This window comes from Streptomyces sp. IBSNAI002 (assembly GCF_052244475.1).
GTDB lineage: Bacteria > Actinomycetota > Actinomycetes > Streptomycetales > Streptomycetaceae > Streptomyces.
The window spans coordinates 583,234-603,874 of sequence record NZ_JBQPXG010000002.1 but is presented as its reverse complement, the minus strand read 5'-3'; the positions used below and the strand labels follow the sequence as shown (position 1 = coordinate 603,874).

Annotated in this window: 20 protein-coding genes; 16 read left to right on the top strand and 4 right to left on the bottom strand. The window is 72.8% G+C overall.

All coding sequences use genetic code 11. The features are described from left to right. Positions 1 to 178: 178 nt before the first annotated feature. Together ACTVZO_RS03110 and ACTVZO_RS03105 are read left to right on the top strand one after the other, a co-directional pair. Positions 179 to 589, top strand: coding sequence for a hypothetical protein (locus ACTVZO_RS03110; protein ID WP_443296852.1), 411 nt, complete (start codon positions 179 to 181; stop codon positions 587 to 589). Beyond that, the gene (locus tag ACTVZO_RS03105; RefSeq protein WP_443296851.1) at positions 586 to 2,712 is read left to right on the top strand and encodes a tetratricopeptide repeat protein; all 2,127 of its coding nucleotides are present in this window, start codon (positions 586 to 588) and stop codon (positions 2,710 to 2,712) included. Before ACTVZO_RS03110 ends, ACTVZO_RS03105 begins: the two co-directional genes overlap by 4 nt. 250 nt (positions 2,713 to 2,962) lie before the next feature. On the opposite strand, the gene ACTVZO_RS03100 is transcribed toward ACTVZO_RS03105, so the two are convergent. Continuing rightward, on the bottom strand, positions 2,963 to 3,112 hold the full coding sequence (locus ACTVZO_RS03100; protein WP_443296850.1) for a hypothetical protein: 150 nt from the start codon (positions 3,110 to 3,112) through the stop codon (positions 2,963 to 2,965). Between the two features lie 18 nt (positions 3,113 to 3,130). Here ACTVZO_RS03100 and ACTVZO_RS03095 point away from each other — a divergent pair, with 18 nt between their 5' ends. The 11 genes from ACTVZO_RS03095 to ACTVZO_RS03045 all read left to right on the top strand — a co-directional run bounded on the left by ACTVZO_RS03095 (position 3,131) and on the right by ACTVZO_RS03045 (position 14,258). Further along, positions 3,131 to 3,535 carry a hypothetical protein gene (locus ACTVZO_RS03095; RefSeq protein ID WP_443296849.1) on the top strand — a complete coding sequence of 135 codons (405 nt, stop codon included), beginning with the start codon at positions 3,131 to 3,133 and terminating at the stop codon, positions 3,533 to 3,535. Then, positions 3,532 to 4,293 carry an ABC transporter ATP-binding protein gene (locus tag ACTVZO_RS03090; protein ID WP_443296848.1) on the top strand — a complete coding sequence of 254 codons (762 nt, stop codon included), beginning with the start codon at positions 3,532 to 3,534 and terminating at the stop codon, positions 4,291 to 4,293. Before ACTVZO_RS03095 ends, ACTVZO_RS03090 begins: the two co-directional genes overlap by 4 nt. After that, positions 4,290 to 4,997: an ABC transporter ATP-binding protein gene (locus ACTVZO_RS03085; protein WP_443296847.1), complete on the top strand. Its 708-nt coding sequence runs from the start codon at positions 4,290 to 4,292 to the stop codon at positions 4,995 to 4,997. The genes ACTVZO_RS03090 and ACTVZO_RS03085 overlap by 4 nt, the downstream gene beginning before the upstream one ends. A gap of 205 nt (positions 4,998 to 5,202) precedes the next feature. Then, entirely contained in the window at positions 5,203 to 6,054 is an 852-nt protein-coding gene (locus ACTVZO_RS03080; RefSeq protein ID WP_443296846.1) for an ABC transporter substrate-binding protein, read from the top strand. Next, positions 6,051 to 6,851: an amino acid ABC transporter permease gene (locus tag ACTVZO_RS03075; protein WP_443296845.1), complete on the top strand. Its 801-nt coding sequence runs from the start codon at positions 6,051 to 6,053 to the stop codon at positions 6,849 to 6,851. The genes ACTVZO_RS03080 and ACTVZO_RS03075 overlap by 4 nt, the downstream gene beginning before the upstream one ends. A 43-nt stretch (positions 6,852 to 6,894) precedes the next feature. Continuing rightward, complete coding sequence (locus tag ACTVZO_RS03070; protein ID WP_443296844.1) at positions 6,895 to 7,743, top strand: amino acid ABC transporter ATP-binding protein; 849 nt, start codon at positions 6,895 to 6,897, stop codon at positions 7,741 to 7,743. 156 nt (positions 7,744 to 7,899) lie between these two features. After that, a complete protein-coding gene (locus ACTVZO_RS03065; RefSeq protein ID WP_069918725.1) occupies positions 7,900 to 8,103 on the top strand; it encodes a cold-shock protein in 204 nt (67 codons plus the stop codon). A gap of 213 nt (positions 8,104 to 8,316) precedes the next feature. After that, positions 8,317 to 10,317: a hypothetical protein gene (locus ACTVZO_RS03060; RefSeq protein ID WP_443303031.1), complete on the top strand. Its 2,001-nt coding sequence runs from the start codon at positions 8,317 to 8,319 to the stop codon at positions 10,315 to 10,317. A gap of 4 nt (positions 10,318 to 10,321) precedes the next feature. Next, positions 10,322 to 11,800, top strand: coding sequence for a branched-chain amino acid ABC transporter substrate-binding protein (locus ACTVZO_RS03055; RefSeq protein ID WP_443296843.1), 1,479 nt, complete (start codon positions 10,322 to 10,324; stop codon positions 11,798 to 11,800). A 73-nt stretch (positions 11,801 to 11,873) separates the two neighbouring features. After that, positions 11,874 to 12,428 carry a PadR family transcriptional regulator gene (locus ACTVZO_RS03050; RefSeq protein ID WP_443296842.1) on the top strand — a complete coding sequence of 185 codons (555 nt, stop codon included), beginning with the start codon at positions 11,874 to 11,876 and terminating at the stop codon, positions 12,426 to 12,428. 99 nt (positions 12,429 to 12,527) lie between these two features. Continuing rightward, complete coding sequence (locus ACTVZO_RS03045; protein ID WP_443296841.1) at positions 12,528 to 14,258, top strand: acyl-CoA dehydrogenase family protein; 1,731 nt, start codon at positions 12,528 to 12,530, stop codon at positions 14,256 to 14,258. Positions 14,259 to 14,334: 76 nt separating this feature from the next. On the opposite strand, the gene ACTVZO_RS03040 is transcribed toward ACTVZO_RS03045, so the two are convergent. Both ACTVZO_RS03040 and ACTVZO_RS03035 read right to left on the bottom strand, forming a co-directional pair. Beyond that, on the bottom strand, positions 14,335 to 16,242 hold the full coding sequence (locus ACTVZO_RS03040; protein ID WP_443296840.1) for a serine/threonine-protein kinase: 1,908 nt from the start codon (positions 16,240 to 16,242) through the stop codon (positions 14,335 to 14,337). Between the two features lie 89 nt (positions 16,243 to 16,331). Beyond that, positions 16,332 to 17,432, bottom strand: coding sequence for a M20 family metallopeptidase (locus tag ACTVZO_RS03035; protein ID WP_443296839.1), 1,101 nt, complete (start codon positions 17,430 to 17,432; stop codon positions 16,332 to 16,334). A 72-nt stretch (positions 17,433 to 17,504) separates the two neighbouring features. Here ACTVZO_RS03035 and ACTVZO_RS03030 point away from each other — a divergent pair, with 72 nt between their 5' ends. Genes ACTVZO_RS03030 through ACTVZO_RS03020 form a run of 3 tightly spaced genes read left to right on the top strand, consistent with a single transcriptional unit; the run spans position 17,505 to position 19,191 of the window. Continuing rightward, on the top strand, positions 17,505 to 17,972 hold the full coding sequence (locus ACTVZO_RS03030; protein WP_443296838.1) for a hypothetical protein: 468 nt from the start codon (positions 17,505 to 17,507) through the stop codon (positions 17,970 to 17,972). Next, entirely contained in the window at positions 17,966 to 18,226 is a 261-nt protein-coding gene (locus tag ACTVZO_RS03025; protein ID WP_443296837.1) for a helix-turn-helix transcriptional regulator, read from the top strand. Before ACTVZO_RS03030 ends, ACTVZO_RS03025 begins: the two co-directional genes overlap by 7 nt. Continuing rightward, the gene (locus ACTVZO_RS03020; protein WP_443296836.1) at positions 18,223 to 19,191 is read left to right on the top strand and encodes an NAD(P)-dependent alcohol dehydrogenase; all 969 of its coding nucleotides are present in this window, start codon (positions 18,223 to 18,225) and stop codon (positions 19,189 to 19,191) included. The genes ACTVZO_RS03025 and ACTVZO_RS03020 overlap by 4 nt, the downstream gene beginning before the upstream one ends. A 5-nt stretch (positions 19,192 to 19,196) precedes the next feature. Here the strand turns inward: ACTVZO_RS03020 and ACTVZO_RS03015 are convergent, their stop codons facing one another. Further along, positions 19,197 to 20,522 (bottom strand): LCP family protein, encoded by a 1,326-nt coding sequence (locus tag ACTVZO_RS03015; protein WP_443296835.1) that lies wholly within the window; start codon positions 20,520 to 20,522, stop codon positions 19,197 to 19,199. Between the last annotated feature and the right edge of the window lie 119 nt (positions 20,523 to 20,641).

The window sequence follows — 20,641 nt, the reverse complement described above, 5'->3', positions numbered from 1 at the left end:
AAGCGGCCCCGGCCCGGCACATCGCCCGCCGGCCCGAGGACCCCGGTCCTGCCCCGCGCCCCGGGCCAGGACCTGCCTCCCACCCGCCCTCATCCCGGCGATCGAGTCCAACCACCCCGCTCCGGGCCGCATCCGGTATGTGATGCTGAGACAAATACCGTGCGTACATGGGGGTTTGATGGATCCGGAGATCACCGCTCTGGCGGCCAGTGCGGGCACGGCCCTGGTCACCGCACTCGCCACGGAGGCCTGGCAGAGCGCGAGCGCGGGGCTGGTCACGCTGTGGAGGCGCGTCCTTCCGGAGCGGGCCGACGCGGTGGAGGCCGAACTCGACGCCACACGCGACGACCTCCTCGACGCACACGGCGAGGGGGACCACGAGACCAGGGCCGAGCTGGCGGCGGAATGGCAGGGCCGGATCCGCCGACTGCTGAGCGCACACCCGGAAGCGGCCGGTGAACTGCGCGCCCTGCTGATCGACCCGCAGCCGCAGCCGCCCGCCGCGCCCGCCGTCACGCAGCACGCCACCGCGTCGGGGGAGAGCCGCGTCTACCAGGCCGGCCGTGACATGCACCTGGGCCCGCGGTGAACGGCCGCACCGACGGCCGGGCCAGCGGCCAGGGCCGCGTCTACCAGGCCTCCGGCGATCAGCACATCGTCGAGCACCACCACCACGGGCCGTCGTGGTCCGGCCCGGACACGGTCCGCAGCCCCGCCCTGGGCCGAACCCCGCTCGTCCTGCGCGACCGCGTCGAGCTGATGGAGACGCTCCGGGCCGCCGTCGCCCCGGGCGCGGGCGGCCAGGTCCACGTCCTCCACGGGCTCGGCGGCTGCGGCAAGACCGCCGTCGCCGGCGCGCTCTTCGAGCACGCGACCACGGGCGAGGGCCGCGTCGGCCTGTGGGTGAACGCCTCCGACACCACCTCCCTGCGCTCCGGGATGCTGGCCGTCGCCGCCGACCGGGGCGCCTCGGAAGGCGAGTTGACGGCTGCGCGCAGCGGACTGCGGGCCGCGGCGGACCTGGTCTGGGACCACCTCGACCGCTCCGACCGGCCCTGGCTGCTGGTCATCGACAACGCCGACGACCCCGCCGTGCTCCGCGACGGCGGCTGGCTGCGCACCAGCCCGCGCGGCACCGTGCTGGTCACGAGCCGTCAGGCCGCCGGCCGTTGGTGGCCCGGAGCGCAGCTGCTCCAGGTGGGAGTGCTGCCGCGCGCGGACGCCGCCCAGGTGCTCCGCGACCTCGCCCCCGACGCCGGGACGGCCGAGGAGGCGGAGGAGATCGCCGACCGGCTGGGCCGGCTGCCGCTGGCGCTCACCCTCGCCGGCACCTTCCTGGCCCATCAGGTGATCAGCCCCTGGACGCTGACCGAGTACGGGCAGCGCCTGGACATCGACCTCATCGACCAGGGGGCCGTGGACCACGCCGGCGACTCGCGCCACCTGGTCAGCAGCACCTGGGAACTCTCCCTCGACGCCGTCGCCGGCCAGGGCCTGCCCGAGGCCCAGACCCTGCTGCGCCTGCTGGCCTGCTGGGCGAGCGACCCGCTCCCGCTCACCCTGCTGTCCGGCCTCGAAATGGGCGCGGACCTCCCGCCCGGACGGGTCGAGCCGGCGCTGCGCGGCCTGCTGGACCACTCCCTGACCGAACTCGTGCCGGGCCCTCCGCGCAGCCTGCGGACCCACGGGGTCCTCCTCGACAGCGTGGCCCGCGGCACCCCTGCCGACCGGCGGGGACAACTCGCCGCGAAGGCCGCGCAGCTGCTGCTCGCGGTCCTCCCCGAGATTCCCGAACGCGGCATCGAGGCAGGGCCGTTCCGTCCGCTGGCCCCGCACGTACTGGCGCTGCTCCGGCGGGTGTCGGCCGGCGAGGGCGTGGACCTGCCGGTCGTGGAGTCGGCGGCGGAGTGCGCGCTGCGGCTCGCCGTCAACCTCCACCGGTCGGGGGACTCCGCCTCCGCGCTGGCGGTCGGACAACAGGCCGTGGAGCTCGCGCAGGCACGGCTGGGCGACGATCACCCGCTGGTCGTGCGGCTGCGCCAGCGCCTGGCGCGGACCCTGCGCAGGCTGGGCCGCTACGGGGAAGCGGAGACGCTCGCGCTGCGGACCCTCGCCGACTGCGAGCGGCTGTTCGGCCCGACCGCGCCCGACACCCTCGAAAGCTGCGTGGTCCTGGCGCTCGTCCTGTGGACGGACGGCAGGCAGGCCGAAGGCGCGGCCATGATGCGGCGGGCCGTCGACGGCCGGATCGAGGTGCTGGGCCCGCTGCACCCGGTGACCCTGAGGGCGCGCTACATCATCCTGGAACTGCTCCGGGGCCCGGAGCTCGCGCGGGAGACCGAGGGCGCGCCGGCCCTGATCCGCGAGTGCGCCGAGACCATGGGACCGGACCATACGATCACCATGGGCGCGGAACTCAACTACGCGAACGCCCTGTACTACGCGGGCCGGCCCGGCGAAGCGCTTCCCCTCGCCCGCCGGGCGTTCGAGGCGGCGCACCGGCGCTACGGGCCGGAGTACCAGATCACCCTGGCCTCCCGGTCCCTCTTGGCGCTGGCCCTCGCGGGCGTCGGCGCGTTCCCCGAGGCGATCGCGCACATGGAGGCGGTCGCCGAGCAGCGCGGCCGCGTCCTCGGGCCGGATCACCCCTGGACGGGTGATTCCGTGGCCAACCTGGCCGCGTTCCGGGCCGGCGACACCTCTGCCCGCTGACGAACCCGCCGCCCCGCCCCGGCGTCCCGCCCCGGCGTCCCGCCCCGCCGCCCCGCCCCGCCGCCCCGCCCCGGCGTCCCGCCCCGGCGTCCCGCCCCGCCCCGCCCCCGACCGGGGGCGGGGCGGGGAATCGCGGGACTTACGAGGGGGTCGGCGGGCGGAGGCGCCGCCAGTGGCCGGCCAGGTCGTCGGTGGCCGTGGTGACCGAGTCGAGGGCCATCGTGGTCCGCGACTGCCTGCCGTAACGCTCTCACCGCGGCATCGGGTGCCGGTTGGGGTCGCCGGTGCGGATGAAGGAGATCCAGGACGCGTGCATGGTGGCGGCGAAGCCGTCGCGGATCCTGGGGCGCAGCCCCGTCAGGAACGGCGCCTGCGACCATTTGTCGAAGTTGGCGAACACGAAAGGCAGTTCCAGGCAGTGAGCCGCCGCCAGCCGGCCGTCGTGCGCGGGCGTCGGCAGGTTGAACTGGTAGGCCCACACCGGACGCCCGCGGGCCGCTCGCCGCTCGGCCAGCGCGAGCGCGGGATCTCCGGCATCCCGCCCGTCGTACCGCTGCCCGGTATGCCCGCGCTGGAACTCGACGGGCTGGTCTACTTCTACGTCCTGGCCGTCGTCATCGGCGGCTCCGGCTCGATGTGGGGGGCCTGCGCCGGGGCCGCGCTGGTCTGGCTCACCCGCGACTACCTCGGCAACCTCGAAGCCGTCGCCGGGCGCGGGCCGCTGCTGCTCGGGCTGCTCTTCGTCATCGCCGTCTACACACTGCCCCGCGGACTGGCCGGCGTACGGCTCCCGCCCCAGCTGACCCGGAAGAGGACGGCGTGAGCGAACTCGACCTACTGGAACTGCGCCGGGTGTCACGGCGGTTCGGGTCCTTCACGGCCGTGGACGAGGTGTGCCTCACCGTCCGGGCCGGGTCGCGGCACGCGATCATCGGTCCGAACGGCGCCGGCAAGTCGACGCTCTTCGGCCTCGTCTCGGGGACGCGGGCGGCCACCGCCGGATCCGTCCTCGTCGACGGGCAGGACGTGACCCGGCTGCCCGTCGACCGGCGGGTCGGGCTCGGTGTCGCCGCGACCTTCCAGCACTCCAGCCTCTTCCTGCGCGAGACCGTGCTGGAGAACGTCCTGCTCGCCGTGTTGCGCCGGCCGGGCACCGGACTCGGCGGCTGGCGGAAGGTGAGCGCCCGGGCCGCGGCGGTCGGGCAGGCCCGGGCGCTCCTCGACCGGGCCGGGCTGCCCGACCGGCACGACGTGGCGGCGGCCGAGCTCTCGCACGGAGAGCGGCGGCAACCGGAGGTCGCCGTGGCGCTGGCCACCGAACCCAGGCTGGTGCTGATGGACGAACCGGCCGCCGGGATGTCCCCGGCGGAGACGGCGCGGCTCACCGGGCTGATCGCCGCGCTTCCCGGCGAGGTGACCGTACTCCTCGTCGAACACGACCTCGACATGGTCTTCGAGCTCGCCGACACGGTGACCGTCATGCACCTCGGCAGACACCTGAAGACCGGCTCCCCGGACGAGGTACGGGCGTCCGCCGAAGTCCAGAACGCCTACCTGGGCAGTGCGGAGGCCGCCTCGTGAAGCCCTTCCTCAGCATCCGCGGCCTGCACTCCGGCCACGCCGGGGGCACCGTCCTGGGCGGTGTCGACCTCGACCTCGACACGGGCGGGATCGTCGCCGTCCTCGGGCGCAACGGCGTCGGGAAGACCACCCTCATGTCGACCGTCATGGGCTTCCTCCGGCCGTACGGGGGCAGCGTCACCCTCGGCGGCCGGGAGCTCGCCGGCGTCCGCGTCGACGTGATCGCCCGGGCGGGCGTGGGCATCGTGCCCCAGGGGCGCCGGGTGTTCGCGCCGCTGACGGTGGACGAGCACCTGGCCATCGCCTCCCGCCGCTCCGGGCACGGGCCCTGGACCCGCGCGCGCGTCCTCGGCCTGCTGCCGAGGCTGGGGGAGCGGCTCGGGCACCGCGGCGACGAGCTGTCCGGCGGGGAGCAGCAGATGCTCGCGATCGCCCGGGCCCTGCTGGGCAATCCGCGCCTGCTGCTCCTCGACGAGCCGTCCGACGGTCTCGCTCCCGCGATCGTCTCCCACGTGGGCGAGGTCATCCGCGAGGTGGGCGCCCAGGGGACGTCGGTGGTCCTCGTCGAGCAGAACCTGGGGCTCGCCCTGTCCGTGGCCCGGGAGGTGGCCGTCATGCAGAAGGGCCGCATCGTCCACCGGGCCCCCTGCGAGCAGTTCCGCGCCCGGCCCGACGACCGGCGGCGGCTGCTGGGTGTCGACTGACCCCGGGTGCGCCCGGCCTGCCCGGGCCGGGCCGTACGGGAGCGGGGGGCGGGCCAGCTCCCGTACGGCAGAACTGGTACGGGTCGCACCGGCATCTGGACACTCGCTCGAATGGTCCGCCGCGGCGCACCGTGCGGGGCTTACGATCGCGACCGGCGGTCCCGTCCCGCGACCGCCGCCCGCCCCGCACCCGTGGAGGTCAACCGTGTTCCGGACGGCCCAAGGACACCGCACCCACCGCAGCAGCCACCGCGTCCGCTCGGCTGCCTGCGCCGCCGTCGCGGCGGGAACGTTCCTCGTGACGGGTTGTTCCTCCGGAGACAGCGGACCGGGCGAGGCGGCCGGAGGCGTACCGGTCGTCGAGAAGGGCAAGCTGACCACCTGCACCCATCTGCCGTACCCGCCCTTCCAGTTCGAGCAGAACGGCAAGGTCGTCGGCTTCGACGTGGCCCTGATCGACCTGGTCGCGAAGAACCTCGCCGTCGAACAGAAGATCCTCGACACCCCGTTCGAGAACTTCAAGACCGGCGCCTTCCTCAACTCGGGCCAGTGCGACCTCGCCGCGGCCGGTATGACGATCACCGACGAGCGCAAGAAGAACGTCGACTTCTCCGTCCCCTACTTCGACGCCACCCAGGCGCTCCTCGCGACGAAGAAGAGCGGCATCACCTCGCTCGCCGACGTCAAGGCGAAGGGGAAGAAGCTGGGCGCGCAGGCCGAGACCACCGGCGAGAGCTACGCCAAGGCCCAGGGCTTCAACCCGGTCGCCTTCGAGAGCTCGGACGCCGTGCTGAACGGACTGCGCACCGGCCAGGTCGACGCGGTCGTCATCGACTACCCCGTCGTACAGGGCTGGCTCAAGGACAAGGCGAACGCGGACGAGTTCGTCCTGGGGCAGAACATCGAAACCGGTGAGCAGTACGGCTTCACGGTCAAGAAGGGCAACACCGCCCTCCTCACCGCGATCGACAAGGCCATCACGACCGCCAAGGCCGACGGAACCTACAAGAAGATCTACGAACAGTGGATCGGCCCGCTGCCCCAGGCCGCGTCGTGACCTCTCGGCTGACCCGGCGCCAGCGGCGCCGGGTCTGGGAGGGCGTCCAGTACGTGATCTTCCTCGGCGCGGTGGTCCTGATCGCCGCCCTGGCCGACTGGGACCGTCTGCAGAACCAGTTCGCGCAGACGGACCTGGCCGTCCGCCTCTTCCCGAACATCATCACCATCGCCCTGCGCAACACGGTGGTGTACACCCTGTCCGGGTTCGTCTTCGGCCTGGTCCTCGGCCTCGTCATCGCCATGATGAGGCTGTCCTCGGTGGCCCCCTACCGGTGGGTCGCCAGTGTGTACATCGAGCTGTTCCGGGGCCTGCCCGCTCTGCTCATCTTCATCTTCGTGGGCGTGGCGGTGCCGCTGGCCTTCCCCGGCACCGAGATCCCCGGCGGCACGTACGGGAAGGTCGCCCTCGGCCTCGGCCTGGTCGCCGCCGCCTACATGGCCGAAACCATCCGGGCCGGCATCCAGGCGGTGCCCAAGGGGCAGATGGAGGCGGCCCGCTCGCTCGGCTTCTCGCACACCCGCGCCATGGTGACGATCATCATCCCCCAGGCGTTCCGCATCGTCATCCCGCCGCTCACCAACGAGCTGGTCCTGCTGTTCAAGGACTCCTCCCTCGTGCTGTTCCTCGGCGTGACACTGGAGGAGCGGGAGCTGACGAAATTCGGCCGCGACCTCGCGAGCGAGACCGCCAACTCCACCCCGATCCTGGTCGCGGGCCTGTGCTACCTCCTCGTGACCGTGCCGCTGAGCATCGTGGTGCGCCGTCTCGAAGCCCGAGCGGACAAGGCCACGTGAGGCCGGGACGGACGGTATGAAGGGCATCGACGGGATGGACGGGATGCGACCCACGACGGGAACGGCGGACACGATGACCGAGGACCGCCCGGAGATCCGGATCCGGGGCCTGCACAAGTCCTTCGGCGACAACCACGTCCTGCGCGGCATCGACCTGGACATCGCCCGCGGCGAGGTGGTGTGCGTCATCGGACCGTCCGGCTCCGGCAAGTCGACGCTCCTGCGCTGCGTGAACCTGCTGGAAGAGCCGAACGAGGGCCAGGTCTTCGTCGGCGGCACGGAGGTCACCGACCTCGACGTCGACATCGACGCCGTGCGCCGCCGCATCGGCATGGTCTTCCAGCAGTTCAACCTCTTCCCGCACGTGAGCGTCACCGAGAACCTCACCCTGCCGCAGCGCCGGGTGCTCGGCCGGGACAAGGCGCGGGCCGCCGCCGTCGCCCGCGAGAACCTCGAACGCGTCGGCCTCGCCGACAAGGCCGAGGCCTTCCCGGCGCAGCTGTCCGGCGGCCAGCAGCAGCGGGTGGCGATCGCCCGGGCCCTGTCGATGGGGCCCGAGGTGATGCTCTTCGACGAACCGACCTCGGCGCTCGACCCGGAACTCGTCGGCGAAGTGCTGTCGGTGATGCGGGTGCTGGCCGGTGAGGGCATGACCATGATGGTGGTCACCCACGAGATGACCTTCGCCCGCGAGGTCGCGGACCGCGTCGTGTTCATGGACGGCGGCGTGATCGTCGAGCAGGGGCCGCCCTCCCAGGTGATCACCCGCCCGCGGCACGAGCGGACCCGGAACTTCCTCAACCGGATCCTGGACCCGGCGGCCGCCCCCGCCCCCACCGGCCAAGAGGCCCCCGGGACGGGCGAACCGGCCGATGGCGGGCACGGCGGATGAGGCCCTGACCACCCGGCGCCGTTCATGCGGTTATCCGGTCGCGATCGACAGGTGTAGGGCTGGGGACAGCGGGGGAGAAGTGGCTCAGGCGCCCGTGAGCGGGCACCGCGGGGGCCCGGACCCGGGCCACTCGCTGAATTGAGCAGAGGGATGAGTATGGCCAGCGGCACCGTGAAGTGGTTCAACTCCGAGAAGGGCTTCGGCTTCATCGCCCAGGACGGAGGCGGGCCGGATGTCTTCGCCCACTACTCCAACATCTCCGGCAACGGCTACCGCGAGCTGATCGAGGGCGAGACGGTGTCGTTCGACGTCACGCAGGGCCAGAAGGGCCCGCAGGCCGAGAACATCGTCCGCGGCTGACCTCCCGCCCGGCCTTTCCGGCGGCGCCCGCACCCGGTGCGGGCGCCGCCGGCATGCTTCGCGGGCCCGCGGCGGCGATGTCCGCACGTACGGCGCACCAGGCGCACCAAGTACACCAGGCGAATCCGGACGACACGGGCTATGGCAGCCACCGGGTTTCGGATGGCACTCTCGTGTCCTCGAAAGCGGCACCCTGGGGGGGGCACACACGTGATGGAGCCGGGTATCGGCATGGGCCTGCGCGGCCGCAGCGGCATCCTGTCGCTGGTCGACGCCTGCCTGAAGGAAACCCCCGCAGCCGAACGGCCCCTCACCATGCTGCTCGGCCCACCCGGCAGCGGCGCCAGCGAGGCGCACAGCGCCCTCATGGAGCACTTCGGGCCCCAATACCCCTTCGCCTACGTCAACTTCGGCGGAGCGCAGTCACTCCTGCCGCGGTACGCCCTCGGGCTGCTCGCCCGCCAGCTGGAGCGCAAGCTGCCCCGCTACGGCCGCTCCCACTTCCCGCTGCTCAGCCTCGGACTGCTCGCGTCCGACCAGGAGCTGCGGATGCGCAGCCTCGCCGAAGGCCGGCGCGCCGTCCAGCGGCAGCTCGACCGGTTCCAGGAGGAGAACGAGGCCCGGCACGGCGACTACCTGGCCGCGTTCTTCGAAGTGGGCATGGGAGCCGTCGGCATGCCCGAAGGCGCCTCCACCGCGGCCCTCGCCCTGTTCCAGGACGCCCTGCGGCGCGGCCGCCGCAGTATGCCGACCCTGCTCGGCGGCAGGCTCGGCAACCGGCTCACCTCGGGCGCCCAGTGGTACGGACGACACCCCATGACCCGCAGCGGGGACCCCATGGAGGCCCTCGTCGAGCTCAACCTGTGGCGCCACGAGGGCGACGAGAACGAGCAGGAGCGCCTCGACCTCGTCCTCTTCTCGGCGTTCCTGGAAGACCTCAGACGCAACACCGCCCGCAACTTCATGCCCCGCTCCTACCTGCTGCTCCTCGACAACTCCCACACCGCGTACGGCCGCCGCTTCCTCGACCTGCTGGTCCGCGCCCGGCACGACGAGACGGTCGTCGCCGGCCACGACAGCGACCCGCTGACCGTCGTCGCCAGCTCCAACCGCTGGCTGCCCCGCTGGGGCCCGGCCACCGGTGACTCCTGGCCCTGGCAGCTGCGCGGACCCGACCGGGCGTCCCTGTCCGACTGGAACACGCACCGGCCGACCCGGGACAGCGAGGACACCTGGTGGTACCCGTTACGCCTGCGCGACCTCAACCTGGACGAGGTGCGCATCCGCATAGAGCTCCAGCTCGGGGGGAACGGCGACCTCGCCCCGCTGGCCCGCCTCACCCCCTTCGTGCACCGGCTCACCGGCGGTCTGCCGCGCGCCGTGCACCAAGTCCTCGACGTACTGCGCCAGTCCGGGCCGCCCCCGGACTCCGGCCCCCAGCAGGACCGCTGGCTGCGCACCCTCCCCGACCGGCCGCTGCGCAGCGGAGAACAGACCGCCACGCTCGCGGACACCGCCCTCAGCCACCTCCTGCGCGACTTCGACGACTCCGAACGCGCGACCCTCGCCGAGTGCGCGGCCGCCCGCGACTTCTCGGTCGGCACCCGGCTGCTCAGCCCGGGCGACGCCCTGTTCGGCGAGATCCGGTCCCGCTGGCTGCTGTCCGGGCCGCTCACCGTCGTCCCCGTACTCCACCCCTGGCTGCGCCGGCTGCTGCTGTGGCGGCTGGCCCGGCGCCCCGACGCGTGGGACACCGCGCACGAACTCCTCGCGGAGTTCTACCGCGGTGAGGGCAGGCCGGTGCAGGAGATGTACCACCAGCTCTCCGCGGGGCGGACCGACGAGGTCACCGCCCATCTGACCCGGCGGTTCAGCGAGGTGCCGGCCGTGCAGTGGATCTCCGAGTTCAACGCGATCACCGCCGCCCCCAACCGCCTCCCGACGGAATACGGCCCGCTGGAACTCCTCGCCGGACTGCGCCCGCGCCGCCCCGAGCGCGTGATGGACATCGAATCCGTGATCCACACGCTCGTGACCACCCGCTGGGTGTGGAGCGATCCGCTCGCCGACCCCGCCATGCGACTCAACGACATGATCGCCGACGGCTACACCCAGCTGTCACAACTGCGGAGGAACGACATCGTGGCCCTGTTCAACGAGGCTGAGCGGCACCGGCACTGGCGGGATCCCCAGACGGCCGGCGGGGAGGGCTGAGCCCGTGGCCAGACTCGAATGGCCGCTCCACGTGGTGCGCCGCGTCGCCCTGGCCACCGCCGCCGCCGTCGTACTGGTGACGGCCTTGTGGCTGGGCGTCGGCTGGATCCAGGAGCGGCAGGCCAGATGCGGCGACGGAGTGGTCGAACAGGGCCCGGACGACGAGTGCGTCGGGGTCACCGACGGCTCCTACGCCTTCGCCCCGCACCTGGAGGACGTCCGGAGGAAGATCCTCGAGGAGAACACCCGCATCCTGGACAACGCGGACAAGGAGCCCTACGTCAGCGTCGCGTACCTGACCAACTTCACCCAGACCGCCGAGGACAGCAACTCCGCGGAGGGCGTGCGCCACGAACTCCAGGGCGCGTACCTCGCCCAGTACCGGCACAATCGCGGCGATCTGTCCGCCACGCCCAAGATCCGGCTGCTGATCGCCAACCCGGGCAGCAGGTCCGTGCACTGGCAGCACACCGTCGACGAGCTGATCGCCCGCAAGGACTCCCCGGACCGGCTCGTCGCCGTGGCCGGCCTCGGACCCAGCACGGACGAGAACCTCGCGGCCATAAGGCGCCTCTCCGAGCACGGCATCGCCATGGTCGGCGCCACCATGACCGCCACGAACATTCAGGGCATCAACGGCTTCGTCCGCGTCGCCCCGACCAACGAGGACGAGGCGTACGCCGCCGCCGGGTTCCTCAAGCGGCGCGGCGTCGGCACCGCCGTCGTCATCCAGGACGTGGCCCAGGGGAACCTGTACGCCTCCACCCTCGGCACCGCCTTCACCCAGGCCTTCCACGACGGCGACAAGTACCGGCTGGTCGCCGAGCGCATGACCTACGACTCCTCCGTGGGCAGCGCCTGGCAGAACGAACTGCGCTACATGCCCGGACAGCTGTGCCAGCAGCGCCCCCAGCTCGTCTACTTCGCGGGCCGCGGCCGCCACCTCACCCACTTCCTCGACGCCCTGTCCAACCGCAGCTGCACCGACCAGAAGTTCACCGTCTTCGCCGGGGACGACACGACCAACCTCACCGCCGAGCAGCTCGCCCACGCGGCCGAGACGGGGGTCGAGGTGCTGTACACCGGCCTCTCCCACCCCGATATGCACCGCACGGCGCCGCAGTCGGTCTCCGCCCCCTCGGCGAAGAACTTCCAGCCGGGCGGGCTGCTCGACCAGTGGTTCCCCCACGACCCCCGCCACGACGGCGGGGCCCTGATGGGCCACGACGCCGTCCTCACCGCGGCCCACGGCATCCAGATGGCCGCCCGCTGGCAGGGCAAGGTCGCCGGAGACGCCGTGGCCCGGATGTTCCACCAGATGGACGGCAGCCAGCAGGTGGCCGGCGCCAGCGGGTTCATCTCCTTCCAGAACAACGGCAACCCCCGCAACAAGGCGGTCCCGATCCTGCGGCTCAACGCCAAGGGCCAGGCCGAGTTCGTCGAGGTGTCCGCGGCCGAGGGGAAGCCCCCGGAAGCGCAGTGAGGGACGGGTGAGCCGCGTCTCACCCGGGCGGTGACGCTTGTCTATGCAACGAGTTGCATAGAAAGATCGGGGCATGGCACTCGAGCACGCGATCCTCGTCTCCCTGCTGGAGCAGCCGGGCTCCGGCTATGAGCTGGCCCGGCGCTTCGAGCGGTCCATCGGGTACTTCTGGACCGCCACCCACCAGCAGATCTACCGCGTGCTGGGGCGCATGGAGGGCGACGGCTGGATCGACGTCCGCCACGTGCCGCAGGAGTCCAGGCCGGACAAGAAGGAGTACTCCGTCGCCGCGGCCGGCCGGGCCGCCCTGTCGGGCTGGCTCCACGAGCCGATCCAGCCCGACAGCGTCCGGCACGAGCTCGCCGTCAAGATCCGCGGCGCCGCCTTCGACGACCCGGCCGCGCTGATCCAGGAGGTCGAGCGCCACCGCGGCGCGCACGCCGACCGCCTCACCCGCTATCTCGCGGGGGAGCTGCGCGACTTCACCGGCCCGGAGGCACCCGCGCCGGGCGACGCCGGGCGGGAACTCCAGCACGTCGTGCTCCGCGGCGGCATCGCCTACGAGCGGATGACCGTCGCCTGGCTCGAGGACGTGCTCACCACGCTCCGCCGGCTCGCCGAGCGCTGACCCCGCACCCCCGCCGCACCGCACTCCCCAGCACCGCACCCCCCGCACCCCCCCCGCACCACACCCCTCCATCCTCCCGACGCGAAAGACGGACCTGCCATGACCGACCCGCTGCTGTTCAACCCGCGCACCTACGACCCCGCGCACTTCGACCCCGAGACCCGCCGGCTGCTGCGCGCCACCGTCGACTGGTTCGAGGACCGCGGCAAGCGCAGGCTGATCGAGGACTACCGCTCCCGTGCCTGGCTGGCGGACTTCCTCGCCTTCTCGGCGAAGGAGGGGCTCTTCGCGACGTTCCTCACCCCGGCCCCCGCCGCCGGCGGGCAGGAGCCCGACAAGCGCTGGGACACGGCCCGGATCGCCGCCCTCAACGAGATCTTCGGCTTCTACGGCCTGGACTACTGGTACGCCTGGCAGGTCACCATCCTCGGCCTCGGCCCGGTCTGGCAGAGCGACAACGCCGCCGCCCGCGACCGCGCGGCGCAGCTCCTCGCCGAAGGGGAGGTGTTCGCGTTCGGCCTCTCCGAGAAGACCCACGGCGCCGACATCTACTCCACCGACATGCTGCTGGAGCCGGCCGCCGACGGTTCCGGCGGTTTCCGCGCGAGCGGCTCCAAGTACTACATCGGCAACGGCAACGCCGCAGGCCTCGTCTCCGTCTTCGGCCGCCGCACCGACGTCGAGGGCCCCGACGGCTACGTCTTCTTCGCCGCCGACAGCCGCCACCCCGCGTACCGGCTCGTGCAGAACGTCGTCGACTCCTCCAAGTACGTCAGCGAGTTCCGCCTGGAGGACTACCCGGTGGCCGCCGAGGACGTCCTGCACACCGGGCGGGCCGCCTTCGACGCCGCGCTGAACACCGTCAACGTCGGCAAGTTCAACCTCTGCACCGCCTCGATCGGCATCTGCGAGCACGCGATGTACGAGGCCGTCACCCACGCGCAGAACCGCATCCTCTACGGCCGGCCCGTCACCGCCTTCCCGCACGTGCGCCGCGAGCTCGCCGACGCGTACGTCCGACTCGTCGGGATGAAGCTGTTCAGCGACCGCGCCGTCGACTACTTCCGCTCCGCCGGCCCCGACGACCGCCGCTACCTGCTCTTCAACCCGATGACCAAGATGAAGGTGACCACCGAGGGCGAGAAGGTCATCGACCTGATGTGGGACGTCATCGCGGCCAAGGGCTTCGAGAAGGACACCTACTTCGCCCAGGCCGCCGTCGAGATCCGCGGTCTGCCGAAGCTGGAGGGCACGGTCCACGTCAACCTCGCGCTGATCCTCAAGTTCATGCGCAACCACCTGCTGGAACCGGCCGAGTACGCTCCCGTGCCGACCCGGCTCGACGCGGCCGACGACGAGTTCCTCTTCCGCCAGGGCCCGGCCCGCGGCCTCGGCTCCGTACGCTTCCACGACTGGCGCCCCGCCTACGACGCGTACGCCGCCGTGCCCAACGTCGCCCGCTTCCGCGAGCAGGCCGACGCCCTGTGCGCGTTCGTCACGACCGCCGCCCCCGACGAGGAGCAGAGCCGCGACCTCGATCTCCTCCTGGCCGTGGGCCAGCTGTTCGCACTGGTCGTGCACGGCCAGCTGATCCTGGAGCAGGCCCGCCTGACCGGCCTGGACGAGGACGTGCTCGACGAGCTGTTCGGCGTCCTCGTACGGGACTTCTCCGCGCACGCGGTCGAACTGCACGGCAAGGACTCCGCCACCGCCGACCAGCAGACCTGGGCACTGGGCGCGGTCCGGCGCCCGGTCGTCGACGCAGACCGCTCGGCGCGGGTCTGGGCGCGCGTGGAGGCCCTGGCCGGGGCGTACGAGATGGCGCCGTAACCGACGGACGGACGGACGAACGGCCGGGCGAACGGACGGACGGCTCCCGTGCGACGGGAGCCGTCCGCCGGACGGGTCAGGCCTGCTTCGTCCAGCGCTGCGAGGCCTGCCCGCCGCAGGTGTTCGTCACCAGGCCGGCGCTCATGCCCAGGTCGAGGCAGCCACCGCTGAAGTCGTTGCGGAGGCTGCCGTCGGACCCCGTACGCCACACCACGCTGCCGCCCGAGCAGTCGCCCACGAAGACGGCCTGGCCGAGCATGTTGGCGTACAGGCACCCACCGCTCTGCTTGTTGACCAGCTTGAAACTGCCGTCGGACCTGCTCTGCACCGTCCACCGGGCGGTCGCGTCCGAGCAGTCACCGTGGTCGGAGGAGCCGAAGACCTGGGTGACGCACTTGCCGTTGTTGCCGTTGCGGTACCGATAGGTGCCGGAATCGGGGGGAGCAGGAGCCGTCGGGGCCTTGGTCGTCGCGCCGCCGGAGGGGCGCGGGCTGCCGGCGCCGCCCGCGCCCGCGGGGCTGCCCGGGCCGCCCGAGCCGGTCTGCGCGCCGCCGCCTGCTCCGCCTGCTCCGCCGGCGCCGTTCCCGCTGCCCGGGCCGGGACCGGCGGCCGCGCCCCCGGCGCCCGCGGCCGGGGGCACGGTCGTGCCGCTCTGCCCCTGGTCCTTGCCGTCCCCCTCGACCTGCTCCTGGCCCGCGGACTGCGCGGCCGACGCGGCGCCCGACGGGCTGCCGCCCGCCGTGGACGCCGTCGGGTCGGCGGGCGCCGAGGCCGAGCTGCCGGGGGTTCCCTGCGCGTCGGTCCGCGGCGAGGAGGTGTACGGCAGGTTCTGGAGGGCGAGTGTCGTACCGCCCGCGACCACGACGACGGGGACGACGGCCAGCAGGACGCGGGTCCGGCGGCGGCGTTCGGGCCGCTCGGGCCGTTGGCGGGGCTCGCGCTCTTCCGGGCGGGCCTCGGCACCGGGCACCGGCCGCGGTTCCGGTGCCTTCTCCGGCTCCGGCCCCCCGGCCGCTTCCGGTTCCGGCTGCTCGCCCGCGAGCGGGAGCGTCGGTACGTCGACGTCCTGCACGTGCGCGGCGAACGCGGCCCGCTCGGTCAGCCGCTCGGTGATGGCCGCGGGCCACAGCGGGGCTCCGGCAGGGGCGAACAGGGAAGCGCGTTCGAGGAGTTCGGCGGCGGTGGGCCGGCCCTCGGGATCCTTGTCGAGGCAGGACGCGACGATCTCGGCGAGGTCCGGCTCCAGCTCCCGCAGCGGCTCCAGGTCCGGCGCTTCGTGCACGATGCGGTACAGCACGCCGTGCCCGGACTCGTCACCGAAGGGCGGCCGGCCGCACGCCGCGTACGCGAGGACCGAGCCCAGCGCGAAGACGTCGGTGGCGCCGCTCAGCCGCCGTCTGCCCGTGGCCTGTTCGGGCGCCATGTAGGCGGGCGTGCCCACGACCATGCCCGTCCTGGTCAGCTGGCTCTGTTCGGCGGCGCGCGCGACGCCGAAGTCGATCAGGGTGAGACCGTCGAGGGTCAGCATGGCGTTGGACGGCTTGAGGTCCCGGTGCACCATGTCCAGCGCGTGCACCGCCGCCAGGCCCGCCGCGGTTTCCCGCAGCAGCAGCCACAGCGCGTCCGCGGGCAGCGGGCCGCCGTGCAGCGCGATGGCCTCCCGCAGGGTGAGGCCGGGTATGTACGCGGTGGCGAACCACGGCGGGTTCGCCGCGCGGTCGCTGTCGAGCAGCGGGGCGGTGGCCTCCGCGGGCAGCCGGGCGAGGTTGTCCAACTCGTGCCCGAAGCGGCGCACGAAGTCCTCGTCCTCGCCGACGACGGACGCCAGCAGCTGCTTGACGGCGACGTACCGGCCCTCCCGGACCCCGAGGTACACCCGCCCCATGCCTCCGGCCCCGAGCCGGCCCGCCAGCGCGATCGTGCCGATCCGGCGCGGATCCCCCGCCTCCAGCGGCTCGGCTCCGCTCCCCGTCAGCTCCAGCACGTCAGCCCCGCCCCCGCTAGGAATTGGAATCAGTTTCCAGAAATCTACCGGATGGGTTCTCGCGCCAACACGTCGAGGGGGAGCGGCACTTACCCCTGCCGGATCGCCGTCACCAGCCCCGCCACGAGGTTCGCCCGCTCGGTCATCGCCTCGATCACCACGTACTCGTGGTCGGCGTGGGCCCCGCCGCCGACGGCTCCGAGGCCGTCCAGTGTGGGCACCCCGAGCGCGGCCGTGAAATTGCCGTCGCTGCCGCCCCCGACCGCCTTGCCCTCGATCCCGGGCAGCAGCCGCTGCGCCACGGCGAAGAGGCCGGCCGAGGCCGACTCGGGCATCGGGGGCCGGCTCACTCCCCCTTCGACCGAGATCTCCGCCTCGTCGAGGTGCGGGGCCAGTGCCGCGAAGGCGGATTCGACGCGCTCCTTCTCGCCCTGCGACTCGACGCGTACGTCGACGACGACGGTCGCCTCGGCGGGAACGACGTTGTCCAGGGTCCCCGCGGCCGCGACCGTCGGGGTGACGGTCGTGCCGATCTCGGGCCGGCCGAGCGCCGTGATGTCCAGTACCTGGTGGGCCGCCTCGATCAGCGCGTTGACCCCCGCGGCGGGTTCGAGGCCCGCGTGCGAGGCCCGGCCGGCGATGGAGACCTGGAAGGTGCCGCAGCCCTTGCGTCCGGTCTTCAGGCCCCCGCCGTCGGCGGCGCCCTCCAGTACGAGTACGGCGCCGCAGGCGAGGGCCCGTTCCTCGATGAGGGCCCGGGAGGAGCGGGAGCCGACCTCCTCGTCGGCGGTCACCAGGATCTCGACGCCCGACCGGTCGTCGAGGGAGGCCAGACCGTGGACCGCCTGGACCAGGCCGCCGAGCATGTCGAAGACCCCCGGGCCGGTCACGTGCCCGTCCTCGACCAGGAACGGGCGGCGTCCGAGCGTGCCGAGGGGGAACACCGTGTCGTGGTGGCCGAGGATCAGCACCCGGGGATCGCCCCCGCCCGACCAGTGGACGTGCGGCCCCGCTTCGCTGTCGATGAGGACGGCCTGCCCGCCGAGGCGGCTCGCGATGACAGAGGCGACCACCTTGGCCGATGCCGCCAGGGCATCGGCATCGCGCGAGGGGGACTCGGTCTCGACCAGTACCCGCAGGTCCTCGATCATCGCGTCAACGCTCACCTGTGCGCTCATGTGCATCGTCATGCGCACAGATTAGTAGTCGTCATCTGAGGTCAAGAATACTTGACACGATGTCGTGACTGCTTGACACTCCGAATGTCTGGTTTTCTTGACATCGGGGGAGTGGGGGCGGATGTGGCGGTCGAGGAGAAGCGTGCCTGGAGCATGCTCGTGATCACGGTCGGGTCGTACGCGGCGTACCTGTGGGTGGTGCTGGGCCGCCCCGCGGCGGTGCCGCTCAGCCAGGCGCCGTACGTCGCGGCCTTGTTGTGGACGGTCGGCCTGTCGGTCGCCGTGTCGATCGCCGCACACGTGGTGATCGCCGCGGCCTCGCCGCGGGAGGCGAACGTCAAGGACCAGCGGGACCGCGAGATCCACCGCTTCGGTGAGTACGTGGGGCAGTCGCTGGTCGTGATCGGCGCCGTGGGCGGACTGGTCCTGGCGATGGCGGAGGCCGCTCCGTTCTGGATCGCCAACGCCATCTTCCTGGCCTTCGTCCTGTCGTCGGTGCTCGGCTCGGCGGTCAAGGTCATCTCGTACCGGTTCGGCTTCCATCCGTGGTGAAGGCGACGCGGGTCACCAACACCATCCGCGCCCAGCGGTTCGCGCACGGCGAGATGACCCAGGCCGAGCTCGCGCGCCGGATCGGCGTCAGCCGGCAGACCGTCATCGCCATCGAACAGGGCCGCTACTCGCCCTCCTTGGAGATGGCCTTCCAGATCGCCCAGGTGTTCGGGGTTCCCCTCGACGCCGTCTTCCAGTACGCCGCCCACCCGGGCGGCCCGGGCACCGCCGACACCGAGGAAGGCACCTCATGAGAGCCGTGGTCCAAGACGTCTACGGGACACCCGACGTCCTGCGCATCGACGAGATCGACCGGCCCGTACCGGGGAAGGGCGAGGTGCTCCTGCGCGTGCGGGCCGCCGGCGTCGACATGGGCGTCTGGCACCTGATGGCGGGCCTGCCCCTGGCACTCCGTGCGGGCTTCGGCCTGCGGGCCCCCAGGCAGCGGATCCGGGGGATGGACGTGGCGGGCCGCGTGGAGGCCGTCGGCCCCGGCGTCACCCGCCTGCGGGCCGGAGACGAGGTCTACGGCACCTGCACCGGCTCCTTCGCGGAGTACGCGTGCGCCAAGGAGGACGGGCTCGCACTCCGCCCGGCCGGGCTCACCCCCGAACAGGCGGCGGTCGTCACCATCTCCGGGTCCACCGCCCTCCAGGCCTGCCACACCGGACGGCTGCGGCCCGGCGGGCGGGTCCTGGTGATCGGCGCCTCCGGCGGGGTGGGCACCTATGCCGTGCAGCTGGCCAAGGCGCTGGGGGCCGCCCACGTCACCGGTGTGTGCAGCGCCTCCAAGGCGGACCTCGTCCGTTCCCTCGGAGCCGACGAGGTCCTCGACTACGCCCGTCAGGACCCCACCGGCGGCGGCCGGCGCTACGACCTCGTCCTCGACATCGCGGGCAACCACTCGCTGCGGCGGCTGCGCCGGCTGCTGACCCCGGGCGGGACCCTGGTCATGGTCGGCGGCGAGACCGACGGCCGCTGGTTCGGCGGCTTCCACCGGCAGCTGGGGGCCCTGCTCGTGTCCCCCTTCATCCGTTCCCGGGTACGCGTACTCGCCTCCACCCCGAAGCCCGCGGACCTGCGCGCTCTCGGGGAGCTCCTCGAGTCCGGCACGCTCACCCCGGCCGTCGACCGGATCTACCCGCTGGCCGAAGTGCCCGACGCGATACGCCGCCTGAGGTCGGGTCAGGTCCGCGGAAAGATAGCGATCCGGGTGTGAAGGCCTCACCCGCCCGGCGCGGGTGATCCGGGTGCGCCCGCGCAGCGGAGTCGGTCGGCGGTGACGGGGGCCCCGTCCGCGACGTTGCGGTCGTAGGTGACCGTCTTGACCTGGACGGGCTGGTCGCCCACGGCGATGTCGAAGGTCCTGGCCTGCTGCGGGTCGGGCCGCAGCCGGGCGCCCGGCAGGGCCGCCGCGAGGGTCGCCGCGTCCTCGTCCCGCCCGGCCGGATGGGTGATCACCGGCGGGCCGGCCGGGCGCACGGCCGGCGCCGGCTGCACGGTGGTGGCGGCGAAGCCGCTCGCGCCGAGGGCCGCGGCCACGGCCGCGTCGTCCACGCGGACCGGGATGACCGCAGGGTTGCTGTCGACCGGTGTCTCCGCGACGGGCTGGATGCGGCTGTCGCCGGTGATGGGGCGGTCGGCGCCGAGGGCCTCCCACAGGGCCGCCGCCCGGGGCTCGTCCCACACCAGGGTGGAGCCCACCCCGGGAACCCGGTGGTCGAAGAGGCGGATCGGGACGGTCGCGAACTCGGTGCGGTCCGCGGTCAGCCGGCCGAGCGCCCAGCCGATCCGGACCAGGTCCCGCAGGCCGGTGTGCTCGTCGGTGCGTACGGACTTCAGCAGGACCCGGGCGGTGCGCGCCGTGCTCACGGGGCCGTCCAGGGCCCCCTCGGCGCCGAGCCGGGCGAGGAGGTCGTTGACCATGCGCTGCTGGCGGCGGACGCGGCCGAGGTCGCCGGGGCGCTGGTTGACGTGCCGGGCCCGGACGTAGCGCAGCGTGCCGTTGCCGTCGGTGCGGTGCACGCCCGCGGTGATGTCGAGGCCGGAGTTCTCGTCCGTGAGCGGCCTGTCCGAGCACACGGTCGCGCCGCCGAGGTCGTTGACGGCCTGCTCGAAGCCCGTGAAGCCGGTCTCCAGGTAGTGGTCGACGCGCAGGCCGGTGGCCTTCTCGACGGTGCGTACCGTCAGGGCGCCGCCGCCGGCTTTGTACGCGCCGTTGATCTTGCCCCACCGGGCGGGCTCGGTGGTGTCTGGGCTCGCGTACTCGACGTAGGAGTCACGCGGGATGGAGACGACACTCGCGCGGCGCTGGTCCGCCGACAGGTGGACGAGCATCATCACGTCGGTGCAGTTGCAGCCCTCGCCGCCGACGTGGAGCCGTCTCTTCTCGGCGGCGGAGAGGCCTGCGCGGCTGTCGACGCCCACGACGAGGATGTTCGTACCCCGGCTGGGGCCCGCGCGGTCGGCCGAGACGGCCTGGGGGCCCAGGAGCGCGCCCGCGCCGAGGGTCGCGAGCGTGGTGAGGGCAACAGTCAGACGACGCACCATACATCTCCAAATCATCTGATTCGGCTATGAAACGGACAGTAGCGGGTCGGTGTGGGAGCGCCGGGGGGTACGCGCCCGGCGTGCGGCCGATCCGCTGAAAACCGGCCGCCCCGCGCATC

What these genes read in the sequence shown, in the direction of transcription:
- ACTVZO_RS03110 (WP_443296852.1), top strand. Translation starts at nt 179, where the DNA reads ATGGATCCGGAGATCACCGCTCTGGCGGCCAGTGCGGGCACGGCCCTG.
- ACTVZO_RS03070 (WP_443296844.1), top strand. Translation starts at nt 6,895, where the DNA reads ATGCGACCCACGACGGGAACGGCGGACACGATGACCGAGGACCGCCCG.
- ACTVZO_RS03065 (WP_069918725.1), top strand. Translation starts at nt 7,900, where the DNA reads ATGGCCAGCGGCACCGTGAAGTGGTTCAACTCCGAGAAGGGCTTCGGC.
- ACTVZO_RS03060 (WP_443303031.1), top strand. Translation starts at nt 8,317, where the DNA reads ATGGAGCCGGGTATCGGCATGGGCCTGCGCGGCCGCAGCGGCATCCTG.
- ACTVZO_RS03050 (WP_443296842.1), top strand. Translation starts at nt 11,874, where the DNA reads ATGGCACTCGAGCACGCGATCCTCGTCTCCCTGCTGGAGCAGCCGGGC.
- ACTVZO_RS03045 (WP_443296841.1), top strand. Translation starts at nt 12,528, where the DNA reads ATGACCGACCCGCTGCTGTTCAACCCGCGCACCTACGACCCCGCGCAC.
- ACTVZO_RS03035 (WP_443296839.1), bottom strand. Translation starts at nt 17,432, where the DNA reads ATGACGATGCACATGAGCGCACAGGTGAGCGTTGACGCGATGATCGAG.
- ACTVZO_RS03030 (WP_443296838.1), top strand. Translation starts at nt 17,505, where the DNA reads ATGTCTGGTTTTCTTGACATCGGGGGAGTGGGGGCGGATGTGGCGGTC.
- ACTVZO_RS03020 (WP_443296836.1), top strand. Translation starts at nt 18,223, where the DNA reads ATGAGAGCCGTGGTCCAAGACGTCTACGGGACACCCGACGTCCTGCGC.
- ACTVZO_RS03015 (WP_443296835.1), bottom strand. Translation starts at nt 20,522, where the DNA reads ATGGTGCGTCGTCTGACTGTTGCCCTCACCACGCTCGCGACCCTCGGC.